The sequence below is a fragment of the Sinisalibacter aestuarii genome, from assembly GCF_027923545.1.
In the GTDB taxonomy this organism is placed as follows: domain Bacteria; phylum Pseudomonadota; class Alphaproteobacteria; order Rhodobacterales; family Rhodobacteraceae; genus Sinisalibacter; species Sinisalibacter aestuarii.
Map to the genome: position 1 here is coordinate 172,909 of NZ_BROH01000003.1, position 13,373 is coordinate 186,281.

General features: G+C 65.7%; 15 protein-coding genes. 6 read left to right on the forward strand and 9 right to left on the reverse strand.

Annotated elements, in window-relative coordinates:
- The first annotated feature begins 9 nt into the window (after nt 1–9).
- The 6 genes from sufC to QMG28_RS07650 all read left to right on the forward strand — a co-directional run bounded on the left by sufC (nt 10) and on the right by QMG28_RS07650 (nt 5,013).
- The gene (sufC, locus tag QMG28_RS07625; protein ID WP_281841623.1) at nt 10–765 is read left to right on the forward strand and encodes a Fe-S cluster assembly ATPase SufC; all 756 of its coding nucleotides are present in this window, start codon (nt 10–12) and stop codon (nt 763–765) included.
- The gene (locus tag QMG28_RS07630; RefSeq protein ID WP_281841624.1) at nt 765–2,066 is read left to right on the forward strand and encodes a SufB/SufD family protein; all 1,302 of its coding nucleotides are present in this window, start codon (nt 765–767) and stop codon (nt 2,064–2,066) included. The genes sufC and QMG28_RS07630 overlap by 1 nt, the downstream gene beginning before the upstream one ends.
- A gap of 4 nt (nt 2,067–2,070) precedes the next feature.
- Entirely contained in the window at nt 2,071–2,550 is a 480-nt protein-coding gene (locus QMG28_RS07635; RefSeq protein ID WP_281841625.1) for a YIP1 family protein, read from the forward strand.
- Nucleotides 2,547–3,155, forward strand: a complete 609-nt coding sequence (locus QMG28_RS07640; RefSeq protein ID WP_281841626.1) for a YIP1 family protein — start codon at nt 2,547–2,549, stop codon at nt 3,153–3,155. The genes QMG28_RS07635 and QMG28_RS07640 overlap by 4 nt, the downstream gene beginning before the upstream one ends.
- Nucleotides 3,155–4,375, forward strand: a complete 1,221-nt coding sequence (locus QMG28_RS07645) for a cysteine desulfurase (RefSeq protein ID WP_281841627.1) — start codon at nt 3,155–3,157, stop codon at nt 4,373–4,375. The genes QMG28_RS07640 and QMG28_RS07645 overlap by 1 nt, the downstream gene beginning before the upstream one ends.
- Nucleotides 4,376–4,461: 86 nt before the next feature.
- Entirely contained in the window at nt 4,462–5,013 is a 552-nt protein-coding gene (locus QMG28_RS07650; protein WP_281841628.1) for a class I SAM-dependent methyltransferase, read from the forward strand.
- Here the strand turns inward: QMG28_RS07650 and QMG28_RS07655 are convergent.
- The 9 genes from QMG28_RS07655 to guaA all read right to left on the reverse strand — a co-directional run bounded on the left by QMG28_RS07655 (nt 4,974) and on the right by guaA (nt 13,100).
- Entirely contained in the window at nt 4,974–5,594 is a 621-nt protein-coding gene (locus QMG28_RS07655; RefSeq protein ID WP_281841629.1) for a TetR/AcrR family transcriptional regulator, read from the reverse strand. The genes QMG28_RS07650 and QMG28_RS07655 overlap by 40 nt on opposite strands.
- The gene (ppk2, locus tag QMG28_RS07660) at nt 5,587–6,456 is read right to left on the reverse strand and encodes a polyphosphate kinase 2 (protein ID WP_281841630.1); all 870 of its coding nucleotides are present in this window, start codon (nt 6,454–6,456) and stop codon (nt 5,587–5,589) included. Before ppk2 ends, QMG28_RS07655 begins: the two co-directional genes overlap by 8 nt.
- A gap of 36 nt (nt 6,457–6,492) precedes the next feature.
- Nucleotides 6,493–7,440, reverse strand: a complete 948-nt coding sequence (locus tag QMG28_RS07665) for an alpha/beta fold hydrolase (protein ID WP_281841631.1) — start codon at nt 7,438–7,440, stop codon at nt 6,493–6,495.
- A 97-nt stretch (nt 7,441–7,537) separates the two neighbouring features.
- Complete coding sequence (locus QMG28_RS07670; protein ID WP_281841632.1) at nt 7,538–8,476, reverse strand: homoserine O-succinyltransferase; 939 nt, start codon at nt 8,474–8,476, stop codon at nt 7,538–7,540.
- A 43-nt stretch (nt 8,477–8,519) separates the two neighbouring features.
- The gene (locus QMG28_RS07675; RefSeq protein ID WP_281841633.1) at nt 8,520–9,380 is read right to left on the reverse strand and encodes an ATPase; all 861 of its coding nucleotides are present in this window, start codon (nt 9,378–9,380) and stop codon (nt 8,520–8,522) included.
- 56 nt (nt 9,381–9,436) lie between these two features.
- A complete protein-coding gene (locus QMG28_RS07680) occupies nt 9,437–10,333 on the reverse strand; it encodes a DMT family transporter (RefSeq protein WP_281841634.1) in 897 nt (298 codons plus the stop codon).
- Nucleotides 10,334–10,387: 54 nt separating this feature from the next.
- Nucleotides 10,388–11,257, reverse strand: coding sequence for a DMT family transporter (locus tag QMG28_RS07685; protein WP_281841635.1), 870 nt, complete (start codon nt 11,255–11,257; stop codon nt 10,388–10,390).
- Nucleotides 11,254–11,547: a putative quinol monooxygenase gene (locus QMG28_RS07690; RefSeq protein WP_281841636.1), complete on the reverse strand. Its 294-nt coding sequence runs from the start codon at nt 11,545–11,547 to the stop codon at nt 11,254–11,256. The genes QMG28_RS07685 and QMG28_RS07690 overlap by 4 nt, the downstream gene beginning before the upstream one ends.
- Nucleotides 11,544–13,100, reverse strand: coding sequence for a glutamine-hydrolyzing GMP synthase (gene guaA / locus QMG28_RS07695; RefSeq protein ID WP_281841637.1), 1,557 nt, complete (start codon nt 13,098–13,100; stop codon nt 11,544–11,546). Before guaA ends, QMG28_RS07690 begins: the two co-directional genes overlap by 4 nt.
- Nucleotides 13,101–13,373: the final 273 nt, after the last annotated feature.

Genomic DNA, 13,373 nt, shown 5'->3' on the forward strand with positions numbered 1-13,373 from the left:
GGAAAGAACATGCTGAAAATCAATAACCTGCACGTCAAACTTGAGGAAGAGGACAAGCAGATCCTCAAGGGTGTCGATCTCGAAGTACCCGCCGGCGCCGTCCATGCGATCATGGGGCCGAACGGCTCGGGCAAATCCACGCTCTCCTATGTGCTCTCGGGCCGCGACGGCTATGAGGTAACGGAAGGCTCCGCCAGCCTCGACGGGATGGACCTGCTCGGCATGGAGGCCGAGGAGCGCGCGGCTGCCGGGCTGTTCCTCGCCTTCCAGTACCCGGTGGAAATCCCCGGCGTCGGCAACATGACCTTCCTGCGCACCGCCGTGAACGCGCAGCGCAAGGCGCGCGGTGAAGAAGAGATGTCGGCCGCCGATTTCCTCAAGCTGATCCGCGAGAAGGCCAGGACCCTGAAGATCGACGCCGAGATGCTGAAGCGGCCGGTCAATGTGGGCTTCTCCGGCGGCGAGAAAAAGCGCAACGAGATCCTGCAGATGGCGATGCTGGAGCCGAAGATGTGCATCCTCGACGAGACCGATTCCGGCCTCGACGTGGACGCGATGAAGCTCGTCTCCGACGGCGTGAACGCGCTGCGGGATGAAGGCCGCTCCTTCCTCGTCATCACCCATTACCAACGTCTGCTCGACCATATCAAACCCGATGTGGTGCATATCATGGCGGCGGGCCGGATCATCAAAAGCGGCGGGCCGGAGCTGGCGCTGGAAGTCGAGCATAACGGCTACGCGGATATCCTGTCGGAGACAGCGTGATGAGCGCGGTGGCACAATTGAAGCAAACGGCGCTGGCCGACCGGCTGGCGGTGCTCGAAAGCCCGGCGGGCGGTGCCTGGGCGAACGAGGCCCGGGCCGATGCGCGCGCCCGGCTTGAGGCGATGGGCCTGCCCGCCCCGCGCGATGAATACTGGCGCTTCACCCGGCCTGCGAGCCTGAACGCGCCCGTGCCGGTGCCGGCCGCGATCTTCGATCACGGCTGCGAGGCGCCCGTGTTCGGCGCGGTGGACCGGCTGACGATCGTCTTTGTCGACGGCGTCTTCGATCCGGATCAATCCGACCCGCTGGAAATGGCGGGGATCGAGATCGAGCGGCTGGCGGATGCGGCCGGGAAAGACATTCACTGGGTGCGCGAGCTTTATGGCAAGCTGGAAGCCCGGGGGCAGGCGCCGGTCGAGCGGCCCTTTGCCGCGCTCAACACCGCCTTTGCCGCCGATGGCGTGGTGATCCGCGTCACCGGCCCGGCTGAAAAGCCGGTGAACCTCGTCTATCGCCATGAGAACGAAAATTCCGACGCGATGCTGCACCATGTGGTGAAGCTCGAAGCCGGGGCCGATCTGACCCTGCTGGAAAACGGCCCCGCCGCGGCGCGGTTCAACAAGGTGCTGGAGGTCGAGGTGGCCGATGGCGCGGCGTTCCACCATGTGCGCACACAGGGCCGCGACCATGAGCGCCAGGCGGTCACGCATGTCTTCGCCCGCCTTGGCGCGGAAAGCATCTTCAAGAGCTTCACGCTGACGGTGAACGGGCGGCTCACCCGCAATGAATGCGTGGTCGAGATGAAAGGCGACAATGCCGTTGCCCATATCGCCGGTGCAGCGATGGGCGATGGCAGCGACGATGCCTTTCACCATGACGATACGGTCTTCGTCACCCATGATGCCGAGAATTGCGAGAGCCGGCAGGTGTTCAAGAAGGTGCTGCGCAACGGCGCGGTGGGTGCGTTTCAGGGCAAGATCCTCGTCAAGCCCGGCGCGCAGAAAACCGATGGCTACCAGAAGTCGCAATCGCTGCTGCTGGATGACGACAGCACCTTCCTCGCCAAGCCCGAGCTGGAAATCTACGCCGACGACGTGGCCTGTTCGCACGGCTCCACCTCCGGCGCGATCGACGAGGAGGCGATGTTCTACCTGCGCTCGCGCGGGGTGCCGGAGCTGATCGCCACCGATCTTCTGGTGCTCGCCTTCCTTGCCGACGCCATCGCCGAGATCGAGAACCCGGCCATCGCCGACGATATCACCGGACGCCTCGACGCCTGGTTGCAACGCCGCCGGAGCTAGAGCCATGGGCGTGGCCAGCGACATCCTGCGCGCCTATGCCGCCCCGCGCGAGGTGTTTCGCGCCCGTGCGGGCGAGCAGCCGCGCGAAGACCGGGCCCTGGTCATCCTGATGGTGGCCTGCCTGCTGATCTTCGTCGGCCGCTGGCCCGCGCTGCAGCGCGAGGCGATCGAGACCGGCAACGAGTTCGAAATGCTCGTGGGGGCCACGCTGCTGGCCTGGCTTTTCATCATGCCCCTCGTGGCCTATGCGGTGGGCACGATCTCGCATCTGATCGCCAGACCGTTCGGCGGCGGCGGCAGCGCTTATTCGGCCCGCTTCGCGCTGTTCTGGGCACTGCTGGTGGCCAGCCCGCTCTGGCTTCTGGCGGGCTTGACCGAAGGGTTCACCGGCCCCGGGCTGCAAACCCGGATCGTCGGCGCGGTTGCGCTTTTGGCGTTTATCCTGCACTGGGGCATCAACCTGAGCGTAGCGGAACGGCGATGAAGTTCGAGTGGGGCTATCTTTTCGGCATGGTGCTGCAAACGGTGCCGGAGCCGCGCAAGATCGCGCGCGAGGTGCAGAATCTCGGTGCTCCGCGCGCGGTGCTGTGGCAGGCGCTGCTCCTGCTGCTCGTTGCCACAACCTTCCTTGGCGTGATTTCCTCGATCCTGTTCCCGGTCGATCCGGACGCTTTCGGCGCGCTGCTGTCCGATCCGATCATGACCGGGATCGCGCAAGGTTCGGTGACGGTGCTCACGGTGTTCGGGATCTACTGGATCGGCCGGGCGCTTGGCGGCACCGGCAGTTTCGATCAGGCGCTGCTTACGGTGATCTGGCTGCAATTCGTGCTGCTGATCGTCGAGCTTGGCGTGCTGTTTCTCGGCGTCTTCGCCCCCGGCCTCGCGCTTTTGCTCTGGGTCATGGGCATGGTGCTGACCTTCTGGATCCTCAGCCATTTCATCGCCGAGATGCACGGGTTCCGCTCGGCGGGTGCGGTCTTTGCCGGGATCTTCATGGTGATGATCGCGCTGGCGGTGGTGATGTCGGTGGTCTTCGCGCTGATCGGCCTCGGCGTGCCGGTGGGCGCCGCTGAGATGGGAGTGAGCTGATGTATGACGTCAACGAGGTGCGCAAGGATTTTCCGATCCTGTCGCGCGAAGTGCATGGCAAGCCGCTGGTCTATCTCGATAACGGCGCCTCGGCGCAGAAGCCGCAGGCGGTGATCGACGCGGTCACGCGCGTCTATTCCGACGAATACGCCAATGTGCACCGGGGCCTGCATTACCTTTCCAACCTCACCACCGAGCATTACGAGGCGGTGCGCGGGATCGTCGCGCGCTTTCTGAATGCGGCAGAGGAAGACGAGATCGTCTTCACCTCCGGCACCACCGAGGCGATCAACCTCGTCGCCTATGGCTGGGCCGCGCCGCGGATGGGCGAGGGCGATGAAATCGTGCTCTCTGTCGCCGAGCACCATGCCAATATCGTGCCCTGGCACTTCCTGCGCGAACGCCAGGGGGTGAAGCTGGTCTGGGTCGATACCGAGCCCGATGGCAGCCTCGACCCCGAAAAGGTGATCGCCGCGATCACCCCGCGCACCAGGTTGGTGGCGGTGACCCATGTATCGAACGTGCTGGGCACGGTGGTGGATGTGAAGCGCATCACCGAGGGCGCCCATGCGGCGGGTGTGCCGGTGCTGGTCGACGGCAGCCAGGGCGCGGTGCATGCACCTGTGGACATGCAGGAGATCGGCTGCGACTTCTACCCGATCACCGGCCACAAGCTCTACGGCCCCTCCGGCTCGGGCGCGATCTATATCCGGCGCGAACGGATGGAAGAGATGCGCCCCTTCATGGGCGGCGGCGACATGATCCGCGAAGTCACCAAAGAGGGCGTGCTCTACGCCGATCCGCCGATGAAATTCGAGGCCGGCACGCCCGGCATCGTGCAGACCATCGGCCTTGGCGTGGCGCTGGACTACCTGATGGATCTCGGGATGGACAATGTGGCGGCGCATGAAGCGATGATCGTGTCTTACGCCCGCGAGCGGTTCAAAGAGCTGAACTGGCTCAACATTCAGGGCGACGCGCCGGGCAAGGCGGCGATCTTCTCGATGACGATCGAGGGCGGCGGCCATGCCCATGACATCTCGACCATTCTCGATCAGAAGGGCATCGCCGTGCGGGCCGGGCACCATTGCGCCCATCCGCTGATGGAGCATCTCGGCCTCACCGCCACGGCACGGGCGAGCTTCGGCCTCTACAACACCACCGAAGAGGTGGACAAGCTGGTCGAGGGGCTGGAACTGGCGCATCGCCTGCTAGGCTAGGGCGCCGCGTTCCGGGCGCAAGCCGCCGCCCGCTCACGAAATATTTCACTTCGCCATGTCGGGCCGGCTCGGCTATCGCTACGCCCATGAGCTACGATTATGACAAACTCTACGGCGAAAAGCGCGAGGCGCTGGGGCCGCCAACGCCGGTCTTCGTCGAGTTCTTCGACCGATACCGGCCGGAGAATGCCCGCGTGCTCGATCTGGGATGCGGGCAGGGCCGCGATGCGCTGTTCATTGCCCGGCGCGGTCATCGGGTGGTGGGCGTTGATCTGTCGCCCAACGGCATCCGAGATCTGACTGCGGCCGCGACGGCCGAGCGCCTGGCCGTCGAAGGGATCGTCGCCGATATCGCGGCGTTCACGCCTGCCGGGCTGTTCGATATCGTCCTGATCGACCGCACCCTGCACATGCTGGGGCGAGCGATGCGGCTTTCGGTTCTGTCGGGCTTGCTCGATCATGTCGCGCCGGAAGGCTGGCTGCTGATCGCCGACGAGCCGTCGAACATCGCGGATTTCGCCGCCCTCATTGCCGGTCATGGCGCGGACTGGCGCACGGAGACGCGCAAGCGGGGCTATCTGTTCCTGCACCGGGCCGATCAGCCGTCCGGCGTGATCAGCCCCAGCCCGCGCAGATAGATCCCGATCCCGCTTTCCAGCAGATCCTCGGGCGGGAAGGGCGATTTGGTGCCCGGCGCGCCGCGCGCGAACAGCTCCACCACCCCGTGCGAAAAGGCCAGCATATGCGACGACACCATCCGCGCCGGCGGGCGGCGGTTGGCCGGCAGTTCGGCCATCAGCTCCGAGGCCGCCTTTTCGATCACCCCCAGCGCCCGGCCCGCCACCAGCGCCAGATCGGCGTTGCGGTTGATCGAGATGCCGGATTCGAACATCGCCACGTAATGCCCCGGAAACTTGCGGGCGAAGGCCAGATAGGCCCGGCCCGTGGCCTCCAGCGCCGCCAGCGCCGAGCCTTTGTGCTTGCCATAAGCGTGCTCCATCAGATCGGCAAACACCTCAAAGCCCTGCCGCGCGGCCTCGGCGATCAGGTCTTCGCGGCCCGCGAAATGACGGTAGACCGCCGCCGGGGTCACCCCCGCCGCCTTGGCCGCTTCCGAGAGGGTAAAGCCGGTGGGGCCTTTCTCCTCGATCAGCACCAGGGCGGCATCCACCAGCGCCTGACGCAGATTGCCGTGGTGATATCCGCGCTTCTTAGTCATTCCAGATATCCGGGCCGCCGGCGATGGCCGGGTCGGGCGCAGCGGCCACGCCGGCGATCTTGCCGGCATAGTCGATCCGGCTCAACACGGTCCGGATCGCGGCGAGCCGGGCGCGGTACTTGTCGTCCGAGCGGATCACCGTCCAGGGCGCGCGGCTGCGGTGCGAGGCGGCAAAGGTCTCGCGGATCGCCTCGGAATAGGCATCCCACCGGTTCAGCCCCTCGACGTCGATCGAGCTCAGCTTCCATTGCTTGAGCGGATCGCGCTCGCGGGCGAGGAAGCGGCGCATTTGCTCGGCGCGGCCCACATTGAGCCAGATCTTGAAGAAGTGGATACCCTCATCCACCAGCATATCCTCGAATTCTGGAAGCTGGCGGAAGAAGGCCGCGCGCTGCGCGTCGGTGCAGAAGCCGAACACCTTCTCCACCACGCCCCGGTTGTACCATGAGCGGTCGAACAGCACGATCTCGCCTTCCGTCGGCAACTGGCGCACATAGCGCTGGAAATACCATTCTCCCGCCTCGCGGTCGGAGGGTTTGGGCAGCGCCACAACGCGCGCCACGCGAGGATTAAGGTTCTCGCGGAACCGCTTGATCGCGCCGCCTTTTCCGGCGGCATCGCGCCCCTCGAACACAACCACCACGCGCTTGCCGGTGGCCTTCACATCGGCCTGCAGCTTGACCAGTTCGAGCTGCAGCGCATCGAGCGCCTCTTCGTAGTCGGATTTCTTCATCCAGCGGTCATAGGGAAAGTCCGGCTGCAGGATATCCTTCTTGTCGCCTTCGGCGATGGCGCGGCGGATTTCTTCCGACGCCGTCTGCTCGTAGAACGCGCTAATCGCCCCGTCGAAGGGAAGTTGCATGGCCTGCCTCCGGTTTCTTGTTCTGCGAATGTATCGCTATTTTACATTGGCGCGCAATGCGGCGCGGTCAATGGCGGCGATCACCTCGGGGCGGGCGACGTGGTGGGGCATATGGCCGATGCCGGGCAACAGGGTAAGCCGCGCCTGCGGGTTCTCCGCCGCAAGGCGGTCGGCATGGATGCTGTGATGCACGATCATGTCGGCATCGCCATGCACGATTTCGATCGGCAGCCCGATCTCCGCCCAGCGGGGCGAGAGAGAGGAGATCTCGCCATGCAGCGCCCGCCTTTGCAGCGCATTCACCCGCATCGCGCCGCGCCGCACGGTGAGTTCGGGGCCGAAATGCTCGTCATAACCGGCGGGCGCCGTCTGCGGCGCAAACACCTTGTCGATCTCACGCTTGATCGCGGCGCGCGGCACCCAGGCGGTGATGAGCGGGATCAGCAGTGCCCGCCCGAGCGGGTGCGACAGGATCGTGTAATAGAGCCCCAGCCCGGTCTCCCACGGATAGGCGACACCGGAGACCGAGACGACGCCCGCAAGCGTCCCGGGCAGGGCGGCGGCCCAGGCCAGCGCCACCGCGCCGCCATAGGATTGGCCGAGCACGATGGGCCGCTCCGCCCCCAGCGCCGCCACCGCCGCCTGGATCGCGCGCGCCTGCGCCTCCAGCCCGTCACCTTGCGGCAGTGCGTCCGACCAGCCGAGACCAGGCCGGTCGACCACGAAGACGCGGTAGCGCGCGGCCAGCTCGCCCGCCAGCCGAAAGGTAAAATCGCGGGTATTGCCGGAAGAGCCATGGATCAGCACAAGGTCCGGCCCCGCCGCGCCCAGCACCTCGACATGAACCCTGCGGCCCGCCACCTCCACATCCTGCCCGCGCGGCGGCGAAAGCTTCGCCGCCCGCGCCTCACGCCGCGCCGCAAGCACTTGGGTCGCGCCGGTGAACCCGAGCAGCCCAATCCCTGTGGCGGTGAGCAGGCTCATACCCCAGCCATCTTCTCTGTTCGAAAAATACCTTCGGGGGGTCCGGGGGGCAGACAGCCCCCCGGCGGGTCGGATTGCGTCAGCAATTCGAAACCCATCACCCCCGCCGGTCCTCGACCACCGTACCGATCTTGTCGATGTCGAAGGGCGTGGTCAGGTACATTTCCGCGATCCAGTTGCCGTAGAGCAGATGCGCATGGCTCTTCCAGCGGTTCTGCGGCGGCTTCGACGGGTCGTCGTTCGGATAGTAGTTCATCGGCACGTTGATCGGCGTGCCCTTGGCGACGTCGCGGTCATATTCATGCTTCAGCGTGTCCGAATCGTATTCGAAATGGTTGAAGATGTAGAGCGCGCGGTGGCGCGGGTCTTCCACCAGGCAGGAGCCGGTCTCGTCCGAGCCGAGCAGCGGCACAAGCTCCGGCTGGGCGCGGATATCGGCCTCGGCGATCTCGGTCCAGCGGCTCACCGGGATGACGAAATTATCGGAAAACCCGCGCAGGAAGGGCGATTTCGGCGCGAGGTTCTTCTGCGGGTAGCAGCCGAACGCCTTGTGATCGAGCATATGCTTGGGGATGCCCCAGAAGTGGTAGAGCATCGCCATGCCGCCCCAGCAGACGCCGAAGGTGGAATGCACGTTGGTCTGCGACCACTCCATGATCTCCTGCATCTCGTCCCAATAGGTGACCTCTTCATAGGGCAGATGCTCGATCGGCGCGCCGGTGATGATCAGCCCGTCGAATTTCTGATGTCTGATCTCCTGAAACGGCACGTAGTGCGCGCCGATATGCGCCTGGCTCTCGGTTTTCGAGACATGTTCGGTCGGGCGCACGAGGGTCAGCTCCACCTGCAGGGGCGAGGCGGCGATCAGCCGGGCAAACTGGGTTTCGGTCTCGATCTTCTTCGGCATGAGGTTGAGCAGCGCGATCCGCATCGGGCGGATCTCCTGCATCTCGGCCTGATCCTCGCGCATCATCATGATGCCTTCCGCGCGCAACGTGCTGTAGGCGGGGAGCGTGGCGGGGATCTTGATCGGCATCGGAGCCTCCTTCGGATTGTATCCGGGTGAGATAGCCCCTCGGTCAGCGAGCCTCAAGGGCACGCGCGATCAGCGCGTCGAAGTCTTCGGGCGATGTCACATGGGCCACGTCATCGGCCTTGAGCGTGACGCCCCAGTTGCGCGCCATCGCGGCGTAGCGCGGCTGGCGGTGGGCCATGGCGCGGGCATAGGTGGCGGCCATGAAATCGTCGGGGTCCACCTCGGCCTCGCAGAGCCCGCGCTCATCGAGATAATGCGCCCAGGCGGTTTCGAGGAAATCGGGCGTGTAATACATCGGCTTCGGCGCGCGTTTGAAGCGGCGCACCAGCTCCTCCGTATGGGCCTCGCTGCCCTCGATCCAGACCATCAGCAGGTGTTCGGACAATTCCTTCAGCACCGGATCGGCGGGGTCGTCCGGGTTCACCACTTCGCAGATCGAGCCGCCGGTATCGCAGACGAAATTGCTGTAGCCGTAGATCTCGCGGGCGCGGGTGATGAAGCGGGTGGTGTCGAGCAGGGCGGCGACCTCGGCATCGTGATGCAGGGCCTGCCGGCGCATATATTCGGCGAAAGGCAGCCCGCCTTTGGCCGGATCGCCGGGCTTGCCGAGATAGCTCGACAGCGGGGCGAGATTGTTGAAGGTGATGTTGGAGGCGATATAGACGCTGTCGGTCAGCAGGAGCTCGCGCAGAAACGGGTTCTTCATCGCCTCGCGCTTGAAATTGTCGGCGATGTGCTCGCCCATGTAGCGCGTGCCGATGCGGTAATCGACGGAATAGTGAAACCAGCCGCCCGCCGCGCGCAACATGCTGGCGATATGGGTCTTGCCCAGCCCCGACATGCCGAAAAGCAGCACATGCTTGCCGGACGCGCCCAGCCATTCCGTCGCCGTTTGGTAGATCATGCCCGGCCTCCTTTGCCCGCCCCGGTGGTAGCGGGGCCGGGCGGGCCGGTCAAATCCTAACGCCGCCTGAACAGCCGCCCGTCGATCACCACGAGGCCGAGCGCGATCAGACCGAAGCCGAGATAGGCCGAAAGCGGCAGGGCCTCGGCGCGCACCATGGCCCCGAGCGCCACCGCCGTGGGCACGATGAGCAGGGTCACCAGCGTGGCATTGCCGGCACCCGCTATGTTGATCACGGCATAATAGAGCAGGTAGGCGCCGGCGGTGACCACGAGCGCGTAATAGGCGATGGCCGCCAGAATGTCCGGCGGCAAAGCAAGGGGCAGCGGCCCGGCTGCCAGCCAGGACAGCGGCAGCATGATCAGCGCCGCGCCGGTGAGCATCCCCAGCGCCGCCACTTCCGGGCGCAGATGCCGCAGCCGCTTGCGTGCCCAGACCGAAGACAGCGCATAGGCCATCGTCGATCCCAGCATGGCAAGTTGCGCCAGCGCCCGCAGATCGAAGCTTCTGAGGCTGTCGAGGCCGAGAATCACCGCCACGCCGAAGAAGCCGAGCGCCACGCCGGTGGCCTTGCGGCGGGTCAACCGCTCATCGGCGAGAAAGATCGCCGCCATCAGCGGGCCGAAGATCGCCGTTGTGGCGTTGAGGATGCCCGCCAGCCCCGATTCGATGCTCTGCTGGGCATAGGCCTGCAACGCGAAGGGGATCGCGTTATTGGCCGCCCCCATCACCAGCAGGGCAAGCACCGTGCCCCGGTCGCGCGGCAGGGGCAGGCGGCGCACCAGAACATAGGCCCAGAGGAACAGCGCCGCCCAGAGCACCCGGTGGGTGACCACGTGCAGCGGCGCCATGATCCCGACCAGGGTCGTGGTGGTCAGAAAGCTGGACCCCCAGATCAGCGAGAGCAGGATCAGCAGCATCCAGGCGCGGGGGGAAAGTGAGGCTTGTGTCATGGCCGCGACCCTAGGCAGCCAGCCCGCGCCCGGCGACCCGGATCCTGCGCAATGTCATCCCGCCCGGGCGCCCCGGGCCGCGAGTGCGAGGTTGATCCAGTTGCCGGCGATGATCAGCGCCCCGCCGGCCAGCACGTAGGGGTCGAACGCCTCGTCATAGAAGGCCCAGCCGACCACGGCGATGATCGGCAGCCGGGTGAAATCCACCGGCATCACCACACTGGCGGGCGCGAGGCTGAGCGCCGAGGTCAGGCAGAAATGCGCGAGCAGCCCGGCGATGCCGATCAGCACCAGCCAGGGCAGGGCAGCGAGGCCCGGCAGCGCGATATCGCCGTCATAGCCTGCCATGATGAGGCCGAAGAGCGTTTGCATCGCCGTGAGCCAGAACAGGATGGAGACGACGCTCTCGGTCCGGGTCAGCTTGCGGGTGGAGACGGCCGATCCGGCAAAGCCGATCGCCGCGGCGGCGGCGGCGATCACACCCAGGCTCAGCGTGGCCGAGAAGGGCCGGGTGACGATCAGCACGCCCACGAAGCCGATCAGCGCCGCCCAGGCCTGTGGCCGGGTGATCCGCTCGCCCAGAAAGATCGGTGAAAGCAGCAGCACCCAGAGCGGCAAGGTGAATTCCAGCGCGAAGACCTGCGCGAGCGGCACCATCGTGATCGCGTAGAACCACAGGTTCTGGCCGGTGAAATGGCTGATATTGCGCAATGTGTGCAGGCCGAGATAGCGGGCGCGGATATCCTTGCGCGTGCCCGAAAGCGTCGCCACCGCGAGCACCACCACGATCCCGACAATGGAGCGATAGAGCATGATCTCGAACGTGTCATGATCGAAGCTCACCGCGCGCCCGGCAATGGCCATCGCCGTGAAGGAGGCGATGGCGCCGATCATCCACAACGCGGCGCGGGCCGTGTCGCTCACGCCGGCACCTCGTCGATGGTATAGCTGCGCGGCAGGCCGGCGCTGATCCGCCCCCAATCGCTCGCCGCGACCCGCGCCTGATGCGCCTCGAAGGCGGCGCGGCTCGCGAACAGCTCCGCCACCGTATAGCGTCCCGGCATGGCGGGATCGGGCCTGACCTCGAAAGCCAGGCAGCCGGGCTCGGCACGGGTCAGCCGGATATGCTCGGGCAGCGCCGCGGCGATCGCCGCGCGCCGGGGCTCCGGCACGTCGATATGGCCGGTGAGGCGGATATGCGCGGCGTGGGTCATTCCCACTCGATGGTGCCCGGCGGTTTCGAGGTGATGTCGTAGGTCACCCGGTTGATCCCCTGCACCTCGTTGATGATCCGCGTCGCGGTTTCGCCGAGGAAATCGTGGCTGAACGGGTAGTAATCCGCCGTCATCCCGTCGACCGAGGTAACCGCGCGCAGGGCGCAGGCGTAATCGTAGGTGCGCCCGTCGCCCATCACGCCCACCGTGCGCACCGGCAGGATCGCCACGAAAGCCTGCCAGATCTCGTCGTAAAGCCCGTGCTTGCGGATCTGGTCGATATAGACGGCATCGGCCTTGCGCAGGATTTCCAGCTTCTCGCGGGTGATCTCGCCCGGCACGCGGATGGCGAGGCCGGGGCCGGGGAAGGGGTGGCGGCCGATGAAGCTGGCGGGCAGGCCCAACTCGTGGCCAAGCGCGCGCACCTCGTCCTTGAACAGCTCGCGCAGCGGCTCGACCAGCTTCAGCCCCATCTTCTCGGGCAGGCCGCCGACATTGTGGTGCGATTTGATCGTCACCGAGGGGCCGCCGGAAAAGCTCACACTTTCGATCACGTCGGGGTAAAGCGTGCCCTGCGCCAGAAACTCCGCCCCCTCGATCTTGTTCGCCTCGCGCTGGAACACGTCGATGAACAGCCTACCGATGGTTTTTCTCTTTACTTCCGGGTCACTTACGCCTTCGAGCTCATCCAAAAACAGCTCCGCCTCATCGGCATGAATGAGCTTCATGTTGTAGTGATCGCGGAACATCGTGACCACTTCCTGCGCCTCGTTCTGGCGCAAAAGCCCGTGGTCGACGAAAACGCAGGTGAGCTGGTCGCCGATGGCTTCATGCAGAAGCACGGCGGTGACGGAAGAATCGACCCCGCCGGAGAGGCCGCAGATCACGTGGCTTTCGCCCACCTGCGCGCGGATCTTGGCAATCGCCTCGTCGCGGTAGGCGCCCATCGTCCAGTCGCCCCTGAACCCGGCCATCCGCACGAAATTCTCGTAGAAGGTCGCGCCGTTCGGGGTGTGGTGCACTTCGGGGTGGAACTGCACGGCGAAAAAGCGGCGGTCGGGATCGGCGGTGATGGCATAGGGCGCATTCGGTGAGGTGCCGTAAACCTCGAAGCCCGGGGCGATGGCGCTCACATGATCGCCATGGCTCATCCAGACCTGCTCCTTGCCCTCAAGGAACCAGCCAAACAGCAAGTCGATATCGCCGTTCTTCGGTTCGACATAGGCTCGCCCGAACTCGGCCGTGCCATGGCCGCGCTCCACCTTGCCGCCGAGATCGGCCATCATCACCTGCTGGCCGTAGCAGATACCGAGGATCGGCACGCCGAGATCGTAGACCGAGCGCGGCGGGCGGGGCGAGCCCTCGTCGATCACCGAGGCGGGGCCGCCGGAGAAGATCACCGCTTTCGGCGCGAAGTCGGCTAGAAAGGCGTCGGTGACGTTCTGGTAGGGGTGGATTTCGCAATAGACGCTGAGCTCGCGCAGGCGGCGCGCGATGAGCTGCGTGACCTGGGAGCCGAAGTCGATGATGAGGAGGCGATCATGCTGAGTCATGCACGCTGATTAGGGCTGTGGCGCGCGGCTGGCAAGGGGGCAGGGGGGCTGTCTGCCCCCCTCTGGCTGCGCCATTCACCCCCCGAAGGTATTTTTGGAACGAAGAAGCAGGGGCGGCACGATCCACCCCCGCCGGCCGGACCGGCCACGCGGGGGCTTCTCCGTTCACGGCCATCGGCTCCTCAGCCTGTCCCGCCCTCGCAGCTAAACCCGACAAGGTTAACAAATCGTTCTTCTCTGTTCGAAAAATACCTCGGGGGGGTGAGCCCGCAG

Bases quoted from the DNA above. Each gene is read 5' to 3' on its own strand.
- QMG28_RS07635 (WP_281841625.1), top strand. From the start codon at position 2,071: ATGGGCGTGGCCAGCGACATCCTGCGCGCCTATGCCGCCCCGCGCGAG.
- QMG28_RS07640 (WP_281841626.1), top strand. From the start codon at position 2,547: ATGAAGTTCGAGTGGGGCTATCTTTTCGGCATGGTGCTGCAAACGGTG.
- sufC (WP_281841623.1), top strand. From the start codon at position 10: ATGCTGAAAATCAATAACCTGCACGTCAAACTTGAGGAAGAGGACAAG.
- QMG28_RS07650 (WP_281841628.1), top strand. From the start codon at position 4,462: ATGAGCTACGATTATGACAAACTCTACGGCGAAAAGCGCGAGGCGCTG.
- QMG28_RS07690 (WP_281841636.1), bottom strand. From the start codon at position 11,547: ATGACCCACGCCGCGCATATCCGCCTCACCGGCCATATCGACGTGCCG.
- QMG28_RS07665 (WP_281841631.1), bottom strand. From the start codon at position 7,440: ATGAGCCTGCTCACCGCCACAGGGATTGGGCTGCTCGGGTTCACCGGC.
- QMG28_RS07670 (WP_281841632.1), bottom strand. From the start codon at position 8,476: ATGCCGATCAAGATCCCCGCCACGCTCCCCGCCTACAGCACGTTGCGC.
- QMG28_RS07645 (WP_281841627.1), top strand. From the start codon at position 3,155: ATGTATGACGTCAACGAGGTGCGCAAGGATTTTCCGATCCTGTCGCGC.
- QMG28_RS07675 (WP_281841633.1), bottom strand. From the start codon at position 9,380: ATGATCTACCAAACGGCGACGGAATGGCTGGGCGCGTCCGGCAAGCAT.
- QMG28_RS07680 (WP_281841634.1), bottom strand. From the start codon at position 10,333: ATGACACAAGCCTCACTTTCCCCCCGCGCCTGGATGCTGCTGATCCTG.
- QMG28_RS07630 (WP_281841624.1), top strand. From the start codon at position 765: ATGAGCGCGGTGGCACAATTGAAGCAAACGGCGCTGGCCGACCGGCTG.
- guaA (WP_281841637.1), bottom strand. From the start codon at position 13,100: ATGACTCAGCATGATCGCCTCCTCATCATCGACTTCGGCTCCCAGGTC.
- ppk2 (WP_281841630.1), bottom strand. From the start codon at position 6,456: ATGCAACTTCCCTTCGACGGGGCGATTAGCGCGTTCTACGAGCAGACG.
- QMG28_RS07655 (WP_281841629.1), bottom strand. From the start codon at position 5,594: ATGACTAAGAAGCGCGGATATCACCACGGCAATCTGCGTCAGGCGCTG.